The following is a 21,979-nucleotide window of genomic DNA, read 5'->3' on the forward strand; positions in this document are numbered from 1 at the left end:
ATATGTATCCATACCGCGCAAAATTAACACTTGACTTTATGTGAATTTTATATCAAAAAAGATAGATAATAGCGAAATTCCTGCTATATCTATCCTCGTTTTCAACGCTATGATTTTAACTTTATAAACGTAACTTCCGGTAATGCTTGCATATGCTGAATAAATTCATTCTTTTCTTCTGACGATATATTTTTCAGCTGCATCCCTACCTTATAAACTATTTCTGTACCTCGCTGCAAAGCTTCCACTTCATATGACAGTATTGGAATACCTTTCACTTGTAGCGTTTCTACTATTTGTTGTACCGCCTCATGTTTATTTATACACATTTGCACTGTTATATTTTGCGGAAATAAAAATTGCACCTTAAAAATACGACTCACAATCTCTAAACCAATTAAAACTAGAATCGTCGCTCCAATGCCTACTACATACATGCCAGCCCCAATTGCTAATCCAATTCCTGCTGTAGCCCATAAACCAGCCGCTGTCGTTAATCCTTTCACTGCCTGTTTTTGAATAATAATTGTACCTGCACCTAAAAACCCTACTCCACTTACAACTTGTGCTGCAATACGGCTCGGATCAAGAGCCATATGTTCCTCATTCATAATATCTGAAAAAGCATATTTCGAAACGACCATTATTAATGCACTTCCTACCGCTACTAGGAAATGTGTTTTTAATCCCGCTTCTTTTGATCGAATTTCCCTTTCAATACCGATTATTGCTCCTAACAAACCCGCAACACCGATTCGTATAATCAAATCAAAATTTACACTCACGAGCCCTTCCCCCTTTCATTCATTATAGATAGATAAAACAAAAATTATCACACACATCCTTTTATCGATATGAAGGAATTTTGCTAAAATACACTTAATACTCCGACCGTTTTATGTTAATATTTTAAATATTAACATAAAATAAATAACTTCTAATTTTAAAACTCCACTAATTTTCTTAAAAAACAAAGGTGGATTACATGAAACGAGGTTGAGAAAGTTAAGAAAACGCTTACATTTTATACCGTATTTTTTTATACATACTAAATAAATAAAGGAGCTTACTAACAATGAACGTCTCTTTACTTACACCTACTATCGATTTACAAGAAGAATACTTAGATTTTTATAACGAATGGAAAGATAGCGGTGAAACGATGATTCCGTGGGTTATTTCAAAGGACCCTTCTAACTTTTCGGCTATGATTCAAGAATTGCTCGATGCGCATAACGGAATAAACCTCCCTGAATCTTGGGTACCAGACTCTACGTATTGGCTCGTTACAGATGAAAATAAAATTGTAGGAGCTGTTAATATACGTCATAGTTTAACCGAGCATTTATTTAACGCTGGAGGTCATATCGGTTATGGCATTCGCCCTTCTGAAAGAAGAAAAGGTTATGCTACGAAGTTATTAGAATTATCGCTAGAAAAAACGAAGGAATTAAACATTACGAAAGCACTTGTCGTTTGCGACGAAGTGAATACAGCTTCAGAAAAAACAATTTTACATAACGGCGGGCTTCGTGATGATGATTTCATTGAGGAAGATGGAAATGTAGTAAGAAGATTTTGGATTGAGCTATGAAGAAGTCATCCGATGAAAATAATCTTGTTATAGAGAAATATAGTAGAAGTAATGAGCTAAAAGTAAAACAACTTATTGATTTATACAATGAAGACTCTTATCTATTTAACTTATTACGAGATAATAAAACAAAATGTGTGTATATTGCCTACTATAAAAAAGATGTAGTAGGCGTCTTTTTCACGTGGAACAGTAACTTCCATCCATACTGCACATACTTTCGAATGTATACAAATCCGTTCTATTCAGAGGTACACATTGAACAATTTTTATTAAACGAGATTCAAAAACGAGAAAACTTCAAACTACCATTACAAACCTCTATATGGGGAACATCGGCTCATTTAAAAGCCTATTATGAAGAACATAATTTTATGGAAATCCGAAGAACATATATGCCGATATTAGAAGTACGCAAAATCATAGCTATCGATACAAAGCTTCATTCAAATTATGATGTACAAAGCTTATCAATCATCCTATCCAATAATAGCTCCTTTGAAAAGCTAGCTCACTTAGTAAAAACGAATTATGAGGATACTCACTTAGCAAATCCCGTTGCCTCATACCCGCTCGAAACTTGGAAAGAACAGATCTTAACTGATGATGTGTTACTAGATGGGAGCTTTGTAATGATAGATGAAGAGAATAAAATTATTGCGTACTCTTTCCTCCATACATCAGAAAAGGATAATACGGTAGAACTAGGATGGTGTGGGACTCACACTACAGAAAATTTATCCTTACTGAAACTTCTCGTTTTCAAACAAGCTATGTATGCAAGTAAACACGGTTATTCTTTCATTCAAGGTGAATTCGATTCAACGAGTATATATGCAATGGAATTATTAAAATCCTTTCCTTTTAACCCTTGTGCTACTTGGATTACGTACCAAAAAGAAGTCGGAAAGTGATTATACACCTTCCGACTTCTTTTATGCTTTCTCTATTTCAAACTGCACTGTAATACCACTAGGATCTACTACTGTAAATCCGTTTGTACCTTCGTTTACTTTATGTTGTTTTTCTATTAATCTTTCTTTCACTTCATCTAACGCTTCTTTATGTGGTAATACAATTGTATACACTTTAAGTCCAGTTGCATGTGCGGGTGGGTGTGGATTATTTACTCCGTTCCACGTATTTGCACCTATATGGTGATGATATCCTCCTGCAGAAATGAATAAGCAGTCATCTTCACGCTGTTGCACTTCAAATCCTACTGTCTCTACATAAAACTCGTGTGACTTCTCTACATCTGCTATTCGTAAATGTACGTGCCCAACGACAGTATTAGCAGGTAATCCATCAACCTCATAATCAACGAGCGTTGCCAGTTCTTTTAAATCTAGCGGCGTACTTCCTCCTGGTCCTTCTCTCCATTGATCACGCGGGCGGTCTGCATAAATTTCTATGCCATTCCCCTCTAAATCTTGTAAATAAAACGCTTCGCTATATGTATGATCACTTGCACTATTAAACCTTGAGATCGGTAAAATTTCATTTGAATATGTATAACGTCCTTCTTGCTCAGCCGGACTATCAATTACATTCTTATTACGAATTACACCAAATAATGCCGAAGCAAAAGCCTCACGAGTCGGAACTAAAAAGGCTACATGATATATACCAGTCGTACGCGGTTCTTGCAGTACCCCGTCCTCTAATTTTTCAAGAACAAGTAACGTGTTCTTTCCACCTTTTCCTGATAAATATGCTTTATTCTCCTCTTGCTTAATTACTTCTAAGCCTACTACATTCTCATAAAATGCAATTTGGCGCTCTAAATCTTGCACTTTAAATTCAACATGACCAATACGTGTTTTCGGATGAATTTGTACCATGAATTACTCCATCTCCTTATCCCGATATTTTCCTATTTCATATAACCGTTACTATGAAGGATACAACTAAAATCATCCTATGTAAATATGAAAAGTCAGAATTTACACACATTTTTATTTTCATAATAAAAAAGTCACCTCTTCTAACTTTCAGAAAAGGTGACTTTACAAAAACAGTATGCTGTAACTCTTATTTCATTTTATGTACTTCGGCAACTAACTTTCCACCCTGAATGCCCATATAAAGTTTCACAGGTGCATCATTCGTGTTTTCAAACACTAAGTCTAAGTATGGATATGCAATTGTAGCATCTCTTCCTTGTGGAACATAACCTACCGTTTTAGAATGTGTCGTTCTCTCTACCATTTTCAAACCAGCTTGATCTGCTGCATTGTATAATGTTGATGATGTTTGACAAACACCACCGCCGTATCCATCTACTAATTTACCATCTACAATTTCTTTTCCTAGTTGATATCCTTTATCTGGCGTTGTATCACCAATTAATGCATTGAAAGAGAAACTGTCTCCTTTTGCTAATACAACTCCATTTATGCTCGCTGCTGACAAGCGAATATTCTCAATACGGCCACCTGCTGAGCCACCTAAATTCGTTTCATATCTACCAATTACCGTACCACTTCCTTGCGCATCACTTAATGTTGCGATAGGCTTTTTCTCAGCAATAGGTAATTGATATGAAGAATCCCACATGCCAACGTTTAATAATTTGTCTACTAATTCTTTTTCCATTAATTCATAAGAAGGTTTTCCTTCTTGCCAACTTCCATCAGGTGCTACACGTGAAGGGACCATCTTTTTGTCAACGCTTTTTCCAACCTCGCTAGCAACCTTCGTTACCGATTTTTTAAATTTTGCTTCGTCTTCAAAATAACCTAGACTCGATAAATCTAGCTTTTTCACTTCCGTACCAGTACGACCATCTACTAAACTAATAGAATCCTGTACCTCTGCTTTAGCCTCTACCGTGTGGCCACCAATATCACTTACTAATGCAACATCACTTACTTTTGCACCACAACCACTCACTATAGCTACACATAACACCCCAACTAATATACCCTTTACTTTACGGAACAATATACTCTCCCCTTTTTCCCAATATTACTTTTATGTATTATTTCATTTTTATGTATGTTTTGTTACAATCATTTTACAATATATTTATAAAATGTTACAAGTTATTTTTTACTCTATATAAATTACTCTTTTCTTTTCTAAATGTCTATACATATTTACATAAAAATTGGAGTTCGATAGAATTGTAACCTTTATGTAACCTCACCTTTTTATCCAGTATATACCATAAAACAAAAGAAATACAAATGTAAAACTCCATATTCTTATTTATAAAGGAACATCCTGTGAACATAAATAGGTATTTGCCGTGCCACACTCCGCTTTTACACATACATTATGGTGAATTAACCTATTTTAAAGAAATGGAGGATGTTTTATGTACCCCTACAATCCATACGATCCATATAACCAAAATGCTTATCAGCCTCAATATGATTTACAAGCACAATACCAACAATATATAGATCCAGTAGAACAAGTTAATCCATATGATCAAAATCGACAATTCCAACTTCCAATCTCTTTTCCTGGTACTGGAAACCGTCAACTAGAAAGACGAGTAAATGAACTTGAGCAAAGAGTACGTCAATTAGAAAACACGGTTGAGCGTCATACACGTAGATTAAACCGCTTAAACCAGCGTTTACGTACAATAGAAAACAGACTAAACATTCCATTTTCAGCATTAGAAGACGGATTTTAATTTCGAAAGTAAAAAATATATAAAGGAAGGGGCTCCCCCTTCCTTTATATAAATTGACGAAAGTTTTCTCCATCTCTATACTGATAAGAGTTAATGAAATGAAACAAGGTGATAAATATGGATTTTGAAATAAATTATCTTTCCTTTTATGTTGTACAAGTAGAAGGAAAAGGTGAAGCTGTTGATAAACGCTACAAACATTTTCAAACGTTAGACGCTGAAGAGTATGAAGATAGCTCCTTAAAAGAATTTTTGAATGGTGAATTATTAAAAATTTCAAAGCGAAAAGTAGAACGTCATGCGAAAACAGAACAAGCTCCGACAAAGATCGGTCGCTTCATTGTAGAAGAAGGGCACGGACTTGATTCAAACCCTCATTACAACCTCTTTAATCGCATTCGCTTTGCGGAAACAAAAGAAAACTTCAAAGATATGAGTGAACCTCTCGTTTATACATATCTGGACACAAGCGCTGTACGCGGTGGTGTATTTTTAATTGCGCAAGCAAAACTACGCAAATACTTTGATGATCCATTCGTTTTCGTTATGAAATGTGACTTCGAACCGAAAGTCGCTTCTATTTCAGATGAATCCACACTGATTCGTAACGTTGAAATGGCCATCACAACAAAAAACATGAAATCTATCCAATATCCGTACATGCCTGAAGAAGGTATGGTCGAAGTAGGCGAACTAAAAATACACCAAGCATCTCACGCCCGTTATTTTGAGGATTTCTTAAAATTCGTCGAGTACGAACGCTCTATGCCTGAAATTATGAAAACGCAAGTAATGGACATGGTATACGACCAAATCGAAGATGTATTTGAAGAAGGTACGGAAGAACGCGAACAATTCGACCAAGCAATGGAAGTATGGGCTGCCAGTCCGAAACGCGAAATTATGGAACAATTTTCAACCGAAGAAGTAATGGAAGCTACCGCTCAAATCGTCGAGCACGCTCCTGAAGTGGAATTAAAGCTAAAAGCAGATCATATCTCTGTGAAGGCCCTGCTTGCTGATTTTGGGGATCAAATACATATCGCAAAGGTAAATGACCGATACGTATTAATGATTGAAGCTGATACACTTACGTTTGAGAAAGGCTTCTCTCCGATTGAATTTCTGAAGCCAGATGAATTGCAAGATGTGATTGAGCGGATTGAGAATAAGCAACAGTATTCTTATGATCCGAATGGGATTGAATAAAGTGAAACTTTAATCAGTGGAGGTTTTGTTCATCCCCACTGATTATCAGCCCTCACCAATCGGGCTTTTACAGGCAGTTGATCCCCCACCTAACTTCGTTGCTTCAGCTGAATTTTAAGGTGGGATCTTACTGCCCGTTAATGCGGGATAAGCCCTTCCATATATCTATTTTTACTGAGCGCTGTTAATAAGCGCTCTTTTATTTGGGACATAGTTGACAGTTATATAAAAAAACCGATTCTTCTAAGAATCGGTTTTTCTGCTTTAAAACAAAATATGCTTATTTTTAATCTAAGATGACATTTTTCGCAGGATCCACCAGTAAATGCGTTTCTTGTTGTACAAGTGTATTTCCATTAGAGTAGTCACTATGTATATTGGTAAAATGAAAATTTCACTTCACTACCTCAAATTTATTGTACTCGTAAAAAGATAATTGAAAACGATATTCTGGATGCTCTCTCACCCAATCGTAAGCTTCTTCTAAAATATCCATTTTGTTTTGTAAGTCATTAAGTTCACTACATTCGTCCCTTTTCTGTTTGCACAGAGGGCAGAATCCATTCACTATTTCGGCACTTTTCGCCCTAATAGTTTTACTTTCTAAGTCAACTACTAGACGAAGAAGAAGAGAATGCTCTTCTTTTGTAGTCACGGTCATTTCAGCAATCCCATCCTCATTCCAAAAGACTCCGTTTAATTCCATCTTTACGGCGACGTCTTTAATATCCAAGTCTATCACCATCACACCTCCCTTGTATAAAACTCATATTTTACTCTTCGATTTTAACCTTTAATACACCATGATTTAAAGATATATTAAGCGTTTTCCAATTTTTCTTCTTTGCTATGAAAGGAAGTGTAATTACTGCTAATAGCGTGGTAAATATTATCCCAAAAACTAAAACTGTTACAATGTTAAAGATTGCTTCCATTTAACTCTACCCTCTTTCATTTCTATGGGCTCTAATTTTATGAATGTATTTAAAAATTCTTACCACACCTTAATTTTCAAAGCAATTATAATGGCCCAATCACAACAATTCAATTCCTATTTAATATGAATACTTTATTCATCCATCAGTACAATGACGTTAAATTTATGTAGCTAGAAATAGAGGAGAATGTCATTTAACCTCTACATTCTCCTCCATCTCAGCCAAATACCTAATCTGTCTTTCCGCTTTTCTAACCGCCGTACGAAAATGCTTTTTCAAAAGTTCTACTGTAGCTTCACTTATATAATATCTTTCTGTTATACTTTCCCACGTGTCACTATTTTCAAATGCACTCCAAACGAAAGGACGCTCTGTATTTTTTCTCATTTCTTTAAATACCCATTTTCGCATCTTTTTTTTCGCTTTTTCTGTTAGTTTTCCGTTCTCTACAAGTTCAAGCTCACCATGTCTTTTGTACCGTTTACGAATGTCTCTCTCGCTATATACTTTAAGAAGTATATTCGCTGTATTCTCAGCATCCGCTAAAGCTCGGTGCTGCTTCCCTTCCCACGTTAAACCGAGCTGTTCTACTGCAAATTGTAAACTTGGTGTATGCTCAAATAACTCTTCATACGCTTGGAAAACAAACTTCTGCAAATCAAATTTGCTCTCTTTTTCCATACATGGGCATTCTACACCGTGTAACGTACAATCATGAGATAAAAAACGATAATCTTCTCTTCCCCATGAAACAAATACAGAGTCTTCTCCGATAAATTGAATAAATTTCTCTATAATTTGCGGAAATTTCTCCACACCAATTAAATCTTCCTTTGTAATTCCCGTTAATTTTGTCGTATGACGAGTGAGTCGTGCACTCGGCTTTACTAACTCCGAAAATTCTCCAATTACCTTCATTGTACTTGCTTCTATTTTTACAGCTCCGATATCAACTATCTCTGACGGATCTTCTGATTTATACGGCCTGAAATTTCTCTCTATATCGAACACAATAAAATGTGTAGCGTTTTCCAATTTATTTACCTCTTTCTAAATTCCTTTTCACACACATACTCTATTTTCAGTATTTATTTATTCATTCATACACTTTATGCATGAAATACTTCGTCTAATAAACGAAAATTTAATCTCATTATTATATGTACATAGGAGGTTATTCAATAAAAATGCAAAAAAAAGAAGGGCACGCCCTTCTTTTTTCCGTAATTACTTCTTGTTAACGTTTGTAGCTTGAGGTCCACGGTTACCTTGTTCTACTTCGAAAGTAACTTCTTGACCTTCTTCTAAAGATTTGAAGCCGTCGCCTTGGATAGCTGAGAAATGAACGAATACGTCTTCTCCGCCTTCAACTTCGATGAAACCGAAACCTTTTTCTGCGTTAAACCATTTTACTTTACCGTTTTGCATTTAAAAAATCCTCCTACAATGTACCTATATGTACATATTCATTTTCAACCACTTTACAATAATACTTCAAACATTAAAAAACTGCAACCCCAGAGGAGATTTAACATTGCTATCCTCCTCGGAAGTTACAGCTCATTTAAATCTCTATATTATTAAAAGTAAAATGGTTTAAAGTAACTATATCATATCAATATAATAAAAGTAAAGTTTTTTTTGCTATATAATTTTTTTCTTCCACTGCATCGCTTTTGATTCACCTGATCCAGCTACAACATAACCCTCTTTTTGGTTAACGATGCGCCAGCCATGCCCTTTAACTGAGTCACATACTGTAACAAGTCCTTCTTCTAAAAGTACACGACAAACCGTACTAATCCCCGCCTTATTTTGCGTTGACGTTGTATATAGCACATGTTGATCTACACTCAAGGCTAAATAGCTACTTGCTTTCTGCTCACTTTGACATGTGTGCCAATATGTTTTTTCACTCTCAATACTTTCATCTATTTTACAAAAAGAAATATTCCCGCTAATCCCCTTGCACGATCCACTCGCTGCTACTATATAAGAATTGTGTACAGTCAACGCTGAGATCATCTGATTCATCACGATTTTAATCCTCTTTAATTTACGTGTCTCCAAATTAAAGAGCCAAACCCCACCATATTTAGCATGTATTTTCGTACCGATAAATAAGTAATGTTTATATAAAAATAACGATCGAATAGATGGTGCCCCGCCACCATACTCAAGAAATGGATGAATGGTTTCCCATGTCGAACCAAAATCATTAGAACGATACAACGTTTTATCTCCATGAGCAATGACTGTTCCTTGTACATTACTACACACATTCCAACTCGTTGCTTTTGTTGGAAAACGCTGAACCGTCCAGTTCTCTCCACCATTCATACTACGAATAAAAATCCCTTCGTCACCTACACCATACACTACATTATCTTCGCTATGTAAATCCCTAATTCGTTTTTGAAAACCTTTTAATATTTGTTTCCATTCTCCGTCTCGTTCAATAAATAAGCCATTATATGTAGTAGCTAACATAAGTTTTCCATCTCTTAACTTTGTAATAGCGGTCGCACTTAACATTGTCTCCACGTTGACACTCCCATTCTTAGAACTTCTCAGCAAATGCAATTGCAAAATTACTGCATTTTTCAACATCCTCTTCATCTTCTGGAGCTAGTTCGATTTTCAATCCTTCTTGTACAAGCTCTGCACCGCGTTCTACAAGTCTTTCTTCAAATATCGTTACCGCTTCACAAAATAGTTCATACGCCGTATCACCTGATCCGAATACCGCTACTTTCTTTCCTGATAAATCTATATTTTCTAAGTCCTCATGGAAATCTTCCGCCTCAAACGGTAATTCACCATCGCCCCACGTATAAGATCCTAAAATGATTCCATCATAGGCTAATAATTCTTCAGCATCCATGCCTTCCATTTCTTGCAATACTACTTCATGATCAAAAGCATCTAAACTAACTTTTATTAAATCAGCAATACTCTCTGTATTTCCTGACATACTTGCATAAGCTATTAAAATTTTTGCCACTTCGGCATCCCCCTCTTACAATAAATGATTCTCATTCTCATTATATTAATAATGAGAATCAATTTCAATTATATTTTTCATTTTTATTTATTCCATATAAAAAAGCACAGATGACTATACAATCACCTGTGCTTTTTTATTACTTTTTAAAAATACCAAACGGCTTTCCAACTGGTAATACAACTTTACCGAAGTGTGTATTTAACACTGCTGCTGCTGAACCATAGAAAGATAATAATGAAATACATAGTTCAGAATACGCTGCTAAATTATGCATTGCATGTGGCATAACACCTAAAGTACTTAATGAAAGACCAATAAATAAGAAATCAATAAGGACGAAAATCATAAATAATACTTTATGTGTTTCCATTGCACCAATTGTCATAAAGATTGTGAAAATCAAATATCCAATAAAGGCTACACCCAGCTGTTTTGAATCTGCAGCTTGTGCTAATTTTTCGCCAAATACTCCAAGTTGAATTAACCAAGTCATTCCAACACCTAACCAAAATAGGCCGTATGCACCGAATGCTGTTGTACCGAACGTATTGTTATGCTTTGCATCGTGAATGCACGCAAAGATTTGTGCAAATCCTCCTAAAAAGATTGCCCACGGTAATACAAGTGAAACGCCATCTGTTAAGCCTAACTTTTGAGATGATGCTACAAGTGTTACCATCGCTAATCCAAATAGACCAATTCCAGATGGATCTGCTGTTGTCATTTTCACATGATGTGTAGTTGTTTGATTGCTCATATAAACCTCCTGATTATAAACATACTCGAATACAATACTTAAATCAGAAGGCTATGTCAATGGTTTTTTTTGTATGTTGTCAGACCTTACTTTTTATAATGATTACATATACTTCCGACCACTTCATACGGTTTTATATTCACTTTCTCCAACTCGTGTATCGGCAACCATAATGGAATATAACTCCCTCTATCTTTCATTTCGAATTCTTCAGCTTTACCACTTCCGAAAACTCCACCTACAATATGGGCATTAAAATAATACTCCGTTCCCTTATACTCCACCTTTGCAATGAGATGCTCCACTTTTATATGTACCCCTAACTCTTCATAAGCCTCTCGCTTCGTTGCCTCTTCAGGTGTTTCTCCTTCTTCAATTCCTCCTCCCGGAAAAACATAATATATTTCTCCTTCTCGGATACGTTTTATAAGTACGATTTTCCCTTCCTGCACAATGATAGCCGCGCCGCGATTTCTTATCATTTTATTACCTCAATACGAATCGCAACTGTTCCCCACTTTTCTTCTTGTTCTTTCGTATATATTTTGTATGTACTTTCTAGCATTTCCTCTAAACTATCATTTTCACAATCCAATAATTTTTTATCAATTTGTTCGTACATCGCTTTAAAGCTTTCGTATCGTTTTATTTCCGTTACTTTGGCAGTCATCGTTTCCTCTGTCGTAAGGTGCGTAAATACAATATGATCGCCTTGTTTTATAAGTTGACGTTTTGCATCGTATAAACGTACTTCATATACTTTTTTTCCTAATTGAATTGATTGAAAAGGTTTATTATATAATCCCATTTCGTATATCATTCATTCCACTCCTTTTTTATGCATTACGCCTACTACTATTTTTGTGCATTACCAATTCATACAACACAGTTCGACTTATTCCAAGTTGCATATAATGTTCCATATCCATTACTTGCTTTAGAGAGGATGCTAAATTTGTTATGTTATTTTTAAATCAAAAACCTGAATATAATAAATATGATATTGGTGATTATACTTATAGTAAAGTAGGTCCAACCATTTTTTCTTGGAATGATGAAACAAAATTAAAAATAGGTAAGTTTTGTTCATTAGGAGAAGAAGTCGTTTTTATACTTGGCGGTGAACATCGCGCAGACTGGATAACGACATACCCATTTAATGCATTTTTTAATGAAGGAGCACATATTACTGGTCATCCTTCTTCAAAAGGTGACATCGTAGTCGGCAACGATGTATGGATTGGTTATCAATCCTGCATTTTATCTGGTGTTACAATTGGTAACGGAGCCATTATTGGGGCAAAGAGTGTTGTTACAAAAGACGTACCTCCATATGCAATTGTAGCTGGTAATCCTGCAAAATTTGTTCGATATCGTTTCCCGCAAGAAACGATTGACAAGCTAGAAAATCTCGCATGGTGGGATTGGGATATTTCTGTTATAAAAGGAGCCATTCCATTTCTACTTTCCAACAAAATCAACGAGTTTTTTACCTCACCCGAAAATGAATCTATGTGATTAATACAAAAAGAGCATCCTATTCTTTCAGGATGCTCTTTTTGTTTTTATTTCTTATGTTCGTGCAAATGATTACACGGAGAACATTGAAATGGAATTTTATCTAAGCAATTAAAGTTTGTTTCACAAATTTGTTCGATCGTTGGGACGAACGGTATGACCACAATATTACTTTCTATTATTTGTGTAACAGGCGGTAACACTGTACCTACTTGATGTTCGAAGCGAATACTCGCTTGATTTATATAATTTCCTGAACCACTTGGCGCGCTCTGAACTACTACTTGGAACGAGACTGTGCGTGCTTCACCTGGATTTAAACTTCCTATAAGAAATCCTGATATTGGGTTTACATTTGGCACTGGCGTATTATCAACCGTTACACTTCCAAGGACAAATTGAACACTACTATCTAACATATCTTGAAAACGAATATTTTGTATCGCTGTATCTCCCGTATTTGTAATAACTGTCGTAAACGTAATAACATCTCCTATTGTTGCTGTTTGATGGTCTGCCACTTTTACAACAGTCGTTGAGACATTTTGAGGAATAAACGGGATAACAACTGTATTGCTATCGCCTTCAACTACTACAGGCGGTTCATTTGGATTCACAATTGCAAGCCCACTCGCCGTAGCTGTATTTGTAACTAAGTTATTTATTTGCCCTCCTGTTATTACAACTTGGAAATTAATAATTGCTGCATCATTTGGCTGAAAATCACCTAACGGAATACCTGTATTCGGGTTGGCAAATGGAAAAGGTACATCATTTACCGTTACCGAGCCATTTATAAATAACGTATTCGGATCAATGATATCTGTTAAAACAATATTCGTCACAGGAACTGTACTATCATTTATAACAGCAATTCCGTAAGTGACAACATCTCCTACCATCGCTACTTCAAAATCCGCTCCTTTTGCAACAAATAAGATTGCCGTATTTACCGTCACTATAACTGTATTGCTCGTATCCATCACTGTAACTGGCGGTTCTCCTGGTACTAAAATATATTCTGCGAACGCCCCAGCAAGGTTCACTACTGTACCACCATCTGGAAAACTTGTAATCGTAGCTTCATATGTTACAAGTGCCGTCTCACCCACTGGGATGTCTGGTATCGTAAATCCAGCCTGTGGATTTAACCCTGGTTGCGGAACTCCATTTATCGTTACACTATTTGGAACAAACTCAGCTTCCTGAGATAACACGTCTATAAATTGAACATTCATCGCATCAGCCGTACCAGTATTTAATATACGAACAGTATACGTTACCGTTTCTCCTACTCCAACAATCGGATGATCTACTTCTTTCAACATATCTAAACTACCTCGATTTACTGGTGTGACTGTCGTATTACTTGAGTTCGTAATTGTAAACGGTGGTTCTCCTGGAATCAATTCGAAATCACCAGTTACTCTCGCTGTATTCATAATGCTACTAGAAGGCGGAATTGCGATTACATTTACTTCAAATGTAATTAATATACTGTCCCCTACTGCAAGATCTGGTAATGAAAAGCCTACAAATGGATCTAAACCTACTTGCGAAATTCCATTTATTTGTACACTTCCAGGAATGAATTCTAAACTAGGTGACGGAACATCGATAAACTGAACATTCGTCGCTAATACCGTTCCCGTATTTGTAACTTGCACACTATAAGTTAACGTATCCCCTAATCGTGTTGCTTGCTTATTTACGGTTTTTATAACATTAAATCTCCCTCTATTTACCCTTGTTATTGTCGTATTACTCGGTTCAGTTACTACAACCGGCGGCTCTCCTGGTACTAAAGTAAAGCTTCCTGTTATATTTGCAACGTTCGTAATGGTTCCTGATGACGGGATGTTTGTAACTGTCGCTTGAAACGTCACGATAACTGTTTCTCCAACTGGTATATCTCCAACGCCAAAGCCAGTAATCGGATTTAAGTTTGGTTGCGGGGCTCCATTTATCGTTACACTACTTGGTACAAATGACGCTCCTGCTGAAATCGTATCAATAAACTGAACATCATTAGCTGTTACTGTTCCTGTATTCGTTATTTGAACTGTATACGTTAATACATCTCCAACGAGAGTAGCAGCCCTATTTACTTGTTTAATAACATTAAATCGTCCTCTATTTACAGTTGTAAGCGTTGTATTGCTCGGCTGGTTTACTACAACTGGTGGTTCTCCTGGTACTAATATAAAGCTTCCCGTAATATTTGCAGTATTAGCAATTGTTCCGTTTGATGGAACACTGACAACTGTTACTTGGAACGTAACTTCTACACTTTCACCTGGGCTTATATCTGGAAGCGGGAATCCATTATTAGGATTGAATCCAGGTTGTAGCACACCATCTATCGTTACACTATCTGGTATAAATGTGATCGAGGACGGTAATACATCACTATATTGAACATTTGTCGCTACCACTGTACCTGTATTTTGAACTATTGTTGTATATGTGATTGTATCACCTACTGCAACAACCGGCTGACTTACTGATTTTAAAACATTTAAACCGGGTTCATTAATTTCTGTTAATGTCGTATTACTTGTTGTTGTTTCTGTAATAGGCGGCTCTGTTTCACTTACAGCAAATGTAGCTGTAACGTCTACAAAGTTAACAATCGTTCCCCCCTCAGGTATGCTCGTAACCACTTCCTGATATGTGACAAGTACAAAATCATCTACAGGGATATCTGGAACTGTAAAGCCAATGAAAGGATCTAATCCTGGTGCCGGCACCCCATTTATGCTCACACTTCCCGGTACAAATGCTACACCGGCGGAAGTTGTATCTATAAATTTAACATTCGTTGCTGCCACTGTACCGAAATTAAAGATTAATACATCATACGTTAATATTTCTCCAACCGTCGCTACCTCTTTATCGACTAGTTTTAATGGAAATATAGAAGCTATATTAATTGTCGTAACGACTAAATTCGTTAATATCGTTTCCGTAATTGGTGGTTCCTGCGGATTTGGTTGTGAAGTAAATGTAACATCTGCATCATTTAATATGACTTCATTATCTGGAATCTCCGTAATCGTCACTTGGAACGTCACAGCAATATTTGCACCTGCATTTAATAACGGACTAACTGGAAATCCTGTTTCTGGATTTAAGCCAAGTTGCTGCGCCCCACCTATCGTTACACTATTTGCTACAAATATCGTTCCTTCTGGTATGACATCTTGAAAGAACACATCTGTAACTGGTATAATTCCTACGTTTGAAATTAGCACAGTATACGTTAATACATCCCCAACCGCTCCAGCAGCAACATCAACTGTTTTTGTTGCTGTTACTTCACCAGGAGGAGGTAACGGTATCGTAACTACTGTCGTATTACTTGAATTTGTCGTTGTTACAGGAGGCTGTAAAGGATTTAATAAAAAAGTGGCTGTAGCAGATGCCGTGTTTAATACGGCTCCGCGCGTGGATGGCGCAACTACTGTTACTTGGAACGTTACAGTCAATGATGTTCCAGCTGCGATATTAGGAAGCGGAAAACCTATATTTGGATCAAATCCAGGTTGAGGCGTTCCATTTATCGTTACACTATTTGCTACAAATGTTGTTTCTGGAGCAATTGGATCAATAAAGGAAGCATTCGTTGCTGTTACTGTGCCGTTATTTCGAATGACAACAGAATACGTGTAAGTCTCTCCAAGTGCAGCTTGTTGTACAGATGAAGATTTTTGTATATTTAATCGAGCAGTGTTTACTTGCGTCACAACGAAATTACTATTCGTAACAGTCGTTATTGGAGGGTTTGCTGGATTTATAAGAAAACTTGCAGTAACGTTCGATTGGTTTCTTATATTTCCACCGCTCGGAACACTCGTCACTGTAACTTGAAACGTAATCGTAGATGTTTGCCCGACCGGAATATTTGGTACTGGGAAACCTACCATAGGATCCGCACCTTGCTGAACGACTCCGTTTATCGTCACACTATTTGCTACAAACGCAGCACCAGACGGAATTGGATCTTGAAAAATAATATTCGTTGCAGGAACAGTTCCTGTATTTTGAATGCGAATCGTATACGTTAGCGTATCTCCTATACCTGCTTGGGGTGTATTTACACTCTTCATTACATTAAGTGATCCTACATTCACTCGCGTCACAACAATGTTACTAATCGTTACAATTGTAACTGGTGGCTGGAGAGGACTTACTTGGAAATCAGCAGTTACATTCGCATTATTTGGAAGAACTCTATTTGGTGGTACACTCGTAATCGTCACTTGAAAAGTAACTGTTACCATACCTCCTACCGGAATGTTAGCAAGTGGAAATCCAATTGTTGGGCTTAAACCTGGTTGAGGCGTTCCATTTATCGTTACACTATTTGCTACAAACGTTGTTCCAGATGGAATTGGATCAACGAATGATACATTTGTCGCTGCTACTGTTCCACTATTTTGTATACGAATTGTATACGTTAGCGTATCTCCTACACCTGCTTCAGTAGCACTTACACTTTTTATTACATTTAGCCCTGAAGAATTCACCACTGTATTAACAGTATTACTTGGCACCGTTACAGTAATTGGTGGCTCTGTTGGATTTACAAGGAAATCTCCAGTTACATTCGCATTATTTACAACATTATTTCCTTGAGGAATTTCATCAATTAATACTTCAAACGTAACAATTATACTCGCGCCAGTAGGCAAATTATTTAATAAGAATCCAAGTTCTGGATCTGCCCCTTCTTGTAAAACACCATTAACAACTACACTATTTTCAATAAATAATGTCCCTTGTGGAATTGAATCTTGAAAAAACACATTTGTAGCTGTTACACTACCTGCATTTATAATTTCAATTGTATATACTAAAACATCCCCTACCGTTGCAACATCCGTATTCACTGTTTTCAAAACTTCAAAGTTCCCTGATTGTACTGTTGTATTCACAATGTTACTCGAAACATTGATTGTTACTGGCGGTTCACTCGGATTCACTTGAAAACTCGCTGTTACATTTGCTTGATTTAAAATATCTTCATTTTCTGGATCCTGTACAATTAATACGTCAAATGTGACTATAACTGTTTGAGCCGCAGGAATATTAGGAAGAGAGAATCCTGTATTCGGATTTAATCCACTTTGCGATACTCCATTAACGGTTACAGAATTTGCAACGAAAGAAACCGCTGAAGAAATAGTGTCTTGGAAAAACACGTTTGTTAACGGAACATTTCCTGTATTTTGAACGGCAATCGTGTACGTTAAAGTGTCCCCTACTGCCGCTTGTGTCGTATTCACTTCTTTTATTACATTTAAACCGCCTGTATTAACTTGCGTCACAACTGTATTCGTTTGTCTATTAATCGTCACTGGTGGTTGATTCGGAATAACGACGAAATTAGCAGATACATTTCCGCGATTCGCAATCGTGCCTCCGGATGGCGTAGATGTCACTCGGACTTGAAAACGCACTGTCCTACTTCCACCTGGAGAAATATTTGCTACCGCAAACCCAGTCGAAGGATTTGCTCCTGGTTGTGAAACCCCATCTACAGTTACACTATTTGCTATAAAAGTCGTTCCAATTGGGATTGGATCTTGAAAAATAACATTCGTCGCAAGTACATTTCCTATATTTTCAATTGTAACAGTGTACGTAAGAACGTCATTCACTGTCGCAAAAGCTCTATCTACTGTTTTTCTCGTTCTTATATCAGCTATATTAATAGTAGTAACTACAGTATTACTTGTCGCTTGCCCTGAAACTGGTTGTTGACCAGGTACTGGAGTAAAGTTAAATGTTGCACTCGCACGGTTCGGAATTGGATTTACAAGCGGATTAGATGTTACTCGAACTTGAAAGCGCACTACAGTCGTTTGCGAAGCATTAATACTTCCTAGATTAATACTACTTGCTGGATTTGCTCCTGGACGTGCTACCCCATTTACCGTAACACTATTTGGAACAAATGTTGTGCCACCAGGGATACTATCAACAAAAACAACATTATTTGCAGTGACATTTCCATTATTCGTCACATTAACTGTGTAGGTTAATACATCATTAAGGGTTGCTGTCTGTAAATCTACAGATTTTTGCATACTTATAGTTGCTTGATTCACTGTCGTTTGTACTGAATTTGAAGAAGACATACTTGTAATTGGTGGACTACCGACGAAAGGACGGAATTGATATGACACCATTGCGCGATTCGGAATAGGATTTGGGTTCGGAAACGATGTTATTCGCACTTGAAATGTAACAACTCTTTGCGCGTTAGTTGGGATTGTGCCTAAATTAATTCCATTAGCAGGGTTCGCATTCGGCTGTGTTACTCCACCTACCGTTACACTACCTGTAACAAACGTCGTTCCGTTCGGAATACTATCTTGTAATATAACATTTTCTGCACTTCCCGTACCTGTATTAGGAACTGTAATTGTGTAGGTAAGAATATCTCCAACTCCTGCAACTGTTCTATTGACCGATTTAACAGGATTAATAATTGGCCCCGTTGCATCAATTTGAACCCCAAAACCAGCTGCAGCATATCCATCTCCATTAGTAACGAATCGAACCGTTGCTGACGTTTGATTATTTACTAATGATGCAGAGGCATTTACATTTGTAATATCCCACCCTTGTCTTCGGACGGCTAAAGCTATCCCTAAAGGCTGATTCAAATCTCCAAACGTTCCAGTTGTATCTAACTCTCCAATATCGTTACAAATTTGTGACTGAAAAAAATTATTTGCGGGGTTTCTCGGGCCGGATAATGCAACTGTAGTATTTGCATTCGGTCCAAAACGAAGTTGATCTCCAACAATGTTAGAATCACCTTCTTGAGCAGTTACGAGCACCCGTCCTGTTACAGCTCCTGTGGCTGGAGTAGCAAATCCTGAAATAGTAGCATCCACTGGTGGTGATGAAGCATCGATAATTTCTTGACCTGCATAAACTGATAAATTCCGAAGTGGCAAACTAGCATTTTGATACACAACCTCAAGCGTCCATCCAGCCGAACGACTAATAGTTGGATCAGATGAAGTTCTTGCAGCTGGCACAGCCCCGGTTGTATATGTGCCTGCCCCACCCGCACTAACAAGATTCGTTACATTGGCAGAGCGCGCATAATAAAACTGATTCCCTACTGAACCTTGCTGCGCAGTAGCAGGATCTGGCGTAACAGAAAAAGTCCCAGCCGGTGTTGTAAATGTAATATTATCATTTAAAAACGGTAAAACATCTTCCGTATCAGTCCGGAAAGTACCAGCCCAAACTAATTCTGCATATAACACACTACTTCCCGCTGGAAGATTTAAAATTGCACTTGAAGAATTCAATTGCCATTCATCTGTTGTCCCTACCGGGAATCCTGGTACTTGTAGCGCTGTATTTACTGTCGTAAACACAGCAAGTGTACCAAAAATATTACCTGGTGCAGGTGATGTAGGGCTAAGCCCTAACGTATTCCCAGTGAACGTGACGGCACCAGGTACTGTTGTTGTAAAACGATTTATAAAAGGCACACAATCATCTCATTTCAATTATAGTAAAAAGTGCTCTATACTATAAAATGTAGACAAACTATGCAATGTACTTTGTCCAACAAAATTCCGCACATACGAGAGGAGCTTACTACACTATGCGCTATGTTATCGTAACAGGAACTTCACAAGGTTTAGGTGAGGCAATTGCCGCACAATTGTTAGAAGAAAACACGAGTATCATCTCTATTTCTAGAAGAGAAAATAAAGAGCTTACGAAACTTGCACAGCAATATAACAGCAATTGTGTTTTCCACTCCTTAGATCTTCAAGATGTACATAATTTAGAAACGAACTTTAACGAAATCATTTCATCCATTCAAGAAGACACTGTATCATCTATTCATTTAATTAATAACGCTGGTACACTCGCACCAATGAGACCAATAGAAAAAGCTGAAAGCGAACTACTCATTACGAATGTTCAAATTAATTTACTTGCACCGATGATCCTTACCTCCACTTTCATGAAACATACGAAAGACTGGAAAGTAGATAAACGTGTTATAAACATTTCATCTGGTGCAGGGAAAAATCCTTATTTCGGATGGGGCGCTTATTGCACGACGAAAGCTGGTGTAAATATGTTTACACAGTGCGTAGCAACCGAAGAAGCAGAAAAAGAATATCCAGTAAAAATCGTCTCTTTTGCACCTGGTGTTGTTGACACAAGTATGCAAGCACAAATTCGTGAAACAAATAAAGAAGATTTCATAAATTTAGACCGCTTCATCGCACTAAAAGAAGAAGGAAAACTATTGTCACCTGAATACGTTGCGAAAGCAATTCGTAACTTACTAGAAACTGAGAATTTCCCGCAAGGTGAAGTCATTCGAATTGATGAATAACAAAAAGGCATGCTCTAATAGCGTGCCTTTTCATTTTATTTCTCTAAAAATATAAGTATAGACTCCGCAATTTGTTCATAACCAATTTCTTGATAAATTTTATTAGACGTAGGATTCGCTAGATCAGTATATAACGTAGTCGTCTTATACCCTTCATCTAACATACGTTGACTAAGTGCACCGACACAACTAGATGCATATCCTTTTTTCCGTTCTTCTTTCGGCGTATATACGAAATTAACTGTTATATTGTTTGTAGTCGGTCTCGTTTTTGCAGCTACAGATACAAGCTTCCCATCTACTTCTAAACCAAATAGACGACGGTTCGTAATTAATGTATGAGCGGTTTGGGTCGCTTCTTCTTTCGTAGTAGGCAAATTCACATCTTCACAAAATTGATATATCCACTGTTCTATTAATGGTAGCTCATCACTACTTACTTCTCGAAATACTCCATCTCCGTTCCACTTTTTCTTCACTTGTTTTAATTCATATATACCTTGCTCCATTGCAACAGTAGTTTTCTTATTTTCTAACACTGCAATCTCTTCCGCTAATCTCTGTACCATTTTCTTATTACCAATCAATCCAGGAACATTTGGATATACTTCTGCTAATCTTTTTGCAAGTTCCACAATTTCCTCTTCCATCATTTCAGACGTAGCAACAATGATTTGTTTCTTCTCTTCTGTTTGAAGAAATACAACTTTAATTTCTTCTCTTTGTTTTGCTACTCCCATAAATATCGGTTGTTGAACCATTTGTAATACACCTAATATGAGATTATTTTCCTGCTCATTCTTTTCTAAAAATGGTGTAACCTCTTTTTTAAAAGTAAGAATCTCTTGATATACATGTAATTGAATCATCGACAATCTCTTCTCTCTATTTATAGTTTCATTAAGTATTGGCGATTAATTC

At 36.8% G+C, this 21,979-nt stretch carries 20 protein-coding genes; 6 read left to right on the top strand and 14 right to left on the bottom strand.

Going from position 1 to position 21,979, the window contains the following annotated elements; all coding sequences use genetic code 11:
* Positions 1-107 precede the first annotated feature (107 nt).
* Positions 108-785 (bottom strand): MgtC/SapB family protein, encoded by a 678-nt coding sequence (locus AC1DMU_RS11990; protein WP_088064142.1) that lies wholly within the window; start codon positions 783-785, stop codon positions 108-110.
* A gap of 290 nt (positions 786-1,075) precedes the next feature.
* Between AC1DMU_RS11990 and AC1DMU_RS11995 the strand changes: the two genes are divergently transcribed.
* A complete protein-coding gene (locus tag AC1DMU_RS11995) occupies positions 1,076-1,594 on the top strand; it encodes a GNAT family N-acetyltransferase (RefSeq protein WP_088064143.1) in 519 nt (172 codons plus the stop codon).
* Complete coding sequence (locus AC1DMU_RS12000; RefSeq protein WP_088064144.1) at positions 1,591-2,508, top strand: GNAT family acetyltransferase; 918 nt, start codon at positions 1,591-1,593, stop codon at positions 2,506-2,508. Before AC1DMU_RS11995 ends, AC1DMU_RS12000 begins: the two co-directional genes overlap by 4 nt.
* A 21-nt stretch (positions 2,509-2,529) precedes the next feature.
* Here AC1DMU_RS12000 and AC1DMU_RS12005 read toward each other — a convergent pair whose 3' ends face one another.
* Both AC1DMU_RS12005 and AC1DMU_RS12010 read right to left on the bottom strand, forming a co-directional pair.
* A complete protein-coding gene (locus AC1DMU_RS12005; RefSeq protein WP_088064145.1) occupies positions 2,530-3,438 on the bottom strand; it encodes a VOC family protein in 909 nt (302 codons plus the stop codon).
* Positions 3,439-3,628: 190 nt separating this feature from the next.
* The gene (locus AC1DMU_RS12010; RefSeq protein WP_088064146.1) at positions 3,629-4,540 is read right to left on the bottom strand and encodes a VanW family protein; all 912 of its coding nucleotides are present in this window, start codon (positions 4,538-4,540) and stop codon (positions 3,629-3,631) included.
* A gap of 376 nt (positions 4,541-4,916) precedes the next feature.
* On the opposite strand from AC1DMU_RS12010, the gene AC1DMU_RS12015 reads away from it, so the two are divergent.
* A complete protein-coding gene (locus tag AC1DMU_RS12015) occupies positions 4,917-5,243 on the top strand; it encodes a hypothetical protein (protein WP_046957795.1) in 327 nt (108 codons plus the stop codon).
* Between the two features lie 117 nt (positions 5,244-5,360).
* Entirely contained in the window at positions 5,361-6,452 is a 1,092-nt protein-coding gene (locus tag AC1DMU_RS12020) for a DUF3900 domain-containing protein (protein WP_088064147.1), read from the top strand.
* A 394-nt stretch (positions 6,453-6,846) separates the two neighbouring features.
* Here AC1DMU_RS12020 and AC1DMU_RS12025 read toward each other — a convergent pair whose 3' ends face one another.
* The 9 genes from AC1DMU_RS12025 to AC1DMU_RS12065 all read right to left on the bottom strand — a co-directional run bounded on the left by AC1DMU_RS12025 (position 6,847) and on the right by AC1DMU_RS12065 (position 11,974).
* The gene (locus AC1DMU_RS12025; RefSeq protein WP_137014375.1) at positions 6,847-7,194 is read right to left on the bottom strand and encodes a hypothetical protein; all 348 of its coding nucleotides are present in this window, start codon (positions 7,192-7,194) and stop codon (positions 6,847-6,849) included.
* 31 nt (positions 7,195-7,225) lie between these two features.
* Positions 7,226-7,387: a hypothetical protein gene (locus AC1DMU_RS12030; protein ID WP_088064148.1), complete on the bottom strand. Its 162-nt coding sequence runs from the start codon at positions 7,385-7,387 to the stop codon at positions 7,226-7,228.
* Between the two features lie 192 nt (positions 7,388-7,579).
* On the bottom strand, positions 7,580-8,425 hold the full coding sequence (locus tag AC1DMU_RS12035; RefSeq protein WP_088064149.1) for an exonuclease: 846 nt from the start codon (positions 8,423-8,425) through the stop codon (positions 7,580-7,582).
* A gap of 192 nt (positions 8,426-8,617) precedes the next feature.
* Positions 8,618-8,818, bottom strand: coding sequence for a cold shock-like protein CspB (gene cspB / locus AC1DMU_RS12040; protein ID WP_001179147.1), 201 nt, complete (start codon positions 8,816-8,818; stop codon positions 8,618-8,620).
* A gap of 216 nt (positions 8,819-9,034) precedes the next feature.
* Positions 9,035-9,934: a WD40/YVTN/BNR-like repeat-containing protein gene (locus tag AC1DMU_RS12045; protein WP_088064150.1), complete on the bottom strand. Its 900-nt coding sequence runs from the start codon at positions 9,932-9,934 to the stop codon at positions 9,035-9,037.
* 16 nt (positions 9,935-9,950) lie between these two features.
* Positions 9,951-10,394, bottom strand: a complete 444-nt coding sequence (locus tag AC1DMU_RS12050; protein ID WP_001062763.1) for a flavodoxin — start codon at positions 10,392-10,394, stop codon at positions 9,951-9,953.
* Positions 10,395-10,533: 139 nt separating this feature from the next.
* Positions 10,534-11,154: an acetate uptake transporter gene (locus AC1DMU_RS12055; protein ID WP_000070936.1), complete on the bottom strand. Its 621-nt coding sequence runs from the start codon at positions 11,152-11,154 to the stop codon at positions 10,534-10,536.
* Positions 11,155-11,240: 86 nt separating this feature from the next.
* On the bottom strand, positions 11,241-11,636 hold the full coding sequence (locus tag AC1DMU_RS12060; protein WP_088064151.1) for an NUDIX hydrolase: 396 nt from the start codon (positions 11,634-11,636) through the stop codon (positions 11,241-11,243).
* Positions 11,633-11,974, bottom strand: a complete 342-nt coding sequence (locus AC1DMU_RS12065) for an ASCH domain-containing protein (protein WP_088064152.1) — start codon at positions 11,972-11,974, stop codon at positions 11,633-11,635. The genes AC1DMU_RS12060 and AC1DMU_RS12065 overlap by 4 nt, the downstream gene beginning before the upstream one ends.
* 140 nt (positions 11,975-12,114) lie before the next feature.
* Here AC1DMU_RS12065 and AC1DMU_RS12070 point away from each other — a divergent pair, with 140 nt between their 5' ends.
* A complete protein-coding gene (locus AC1DMU_RS12070; protein ID WP_000898179.1) occupies positions 12,115-12,672 on the top strand; it encodes a CatB-related O-acetyltransferase in 558 nt (185 codons plus the stop codon).
* A 47-nt stretch (positions 12,673-12,719) separates the two neighbouring features.
* Here the strand turns inward: AC1DMU_RS12070 and AC1DMU_RS12075 are convergent, their stop codons facing one another.
* Complete coding sequence (locus tag AC1DMU_RS12075; RefSeq protein ID WP_088064153.1) at positions 12,720-20,192, bottom strand: DUF7507 domain-containing protein; 7,473 nt, start codon at positions 20,190-20,192, stop codon at positions 12,720-12,722.
* 116 nt (positions 20,193-20,308) lie between these two features.
* Here AC1DMU_RS12075 and AC1DMU_RS12080 point away from each other — a divergent pair, with 116 nt between their 5' ends.
* Positions 20,309-21,058 carry a (S)-benzoin forming benzil reductase gene (locus AC1DMU_RS12080; RefSeq protein ID WP_088064154.1) on the top strand — a complete coding sequence of 250 codons (750 nt, stop codon included), beginning with the start codon at positions 20,309-20,311 and terminating at the stop codon, positions 21,056-21,058.
* Between the two features lie 35 nt (positions 21,059-21,093).
* Here AC1DMU_RS12080 and AC1DMU_RS12085 read toward each other — a convergent pair whose 3' ends face one another.
* On the bottom strand, positions 21,094-21,927 hold the full coding sequence (locus AC1DMU_RS12085; RefSeq protein WP_088064155.1) for a GNAT family N-acetyltransferase: 834 nt from the start codon (positions 21,925-21,927) through the stop codon (positions 21,094-21,096).
* Positions 21,928-21,979 lie beyond the last annotated feature (52 nt).

Source organism: Bacillus sp. 01N45, assembly GCF_056399205.1.

Excerpts from the sequence above, each read along its gene's own strand:
- AC1DMU_RS11995 (WP_088064143.1), top strand. The coding sequence starts at position 1,076 with ATGAACGTCTCTTTACTTACACCTACTATCGATTTACAAGAAGAATAC.
- AC1DMU_RS12000 (WP_088064144.1), top strand. The coding sequence starts at position 1,591 with ATGAAGAAGTCATCCGATGAAAATAATCTTGTTATAGAGAAATATAGT.
- AC1DMU_RS12005 (WP_088064145.1), bottom strand. The coding sequence starts at position 3,438 with ATGGTACAAATTCATCCGAAAACACGTATTGGTCATGTTGAATTTAAA.
- AC1DMU_RS12015 (WP_046957795.1), top strand. The coding sequence starts at position 4,917 with ATGTACCCCTACAATCCATACGATCCATATAACCAAAATGCTTATCAG.
- AC1DMU_RS12020 (WP_088064147.1), top strand. The coding sequence starts at position 5,361 with ATGGATTTTGAAATAAATTATCTTTCCTTTTATGTTGTACAAGTAGAA.
- AC1DMU_RS12030 (WP_088064148.1), bottom strand. The coding sequence starts at position 7,387 with ATGGAAGCAATCTTTAACATTGTAACAGTTTTAGTTTTTGGGATAATA.
- cspB (WP_001179147.1), bottom strand. The coding sequence starts at position 8,818 with ATGCAAAACGGTAAAGTAAAATGGTTTAACGCAGAAAAAGGTTTCGGT.
- AC1DMU_RS12055 (WP_000070936.1), bottom strand. The coding sequence starts at position 11,154 with ATGAGCAATCAAACAACTACACATCATGTGAAAATGACAACAGCAGAT.
- AC1DMU_RS12060 (WP_088064151.1), bottom strand. The coding sequence starts at position 11,636 with ATGATAAGAAATCGCGGCGCGGCTATCATTGTGCAGGAAGGGAAAATC.
- AC1DMU_RS12065 (WP_088064152.1), bottom strand. The coding sequence starts at position 11,974 with ATGATATACGAAATGGGATTATATAATAAACCTTTTCAATCAATTCAA.
- AC1DMU_RS12070 (WP_000898179.1), top strand. The coding sequence starts at position 12,115 with ATGTTATTTTTAAATCAAAAACCTGAATATAATAAATATGATATTGGT.
- AC1DMU_RS12080 (WP_088064154.1), top strand. The coding sequence starts at position 20,309 with ATGCGCTATGTTATCGTAACAGGAACTTCACAAGGTTTAGGTGAGGCA.
- AC1DMU_RS12085 (WP_088064155.1), bottom strand. The coding sequence starts at position 21,927 with ATGATTCAATTACATGTATATCAAGAGATTCTTACTTTTAAAAAAGAG.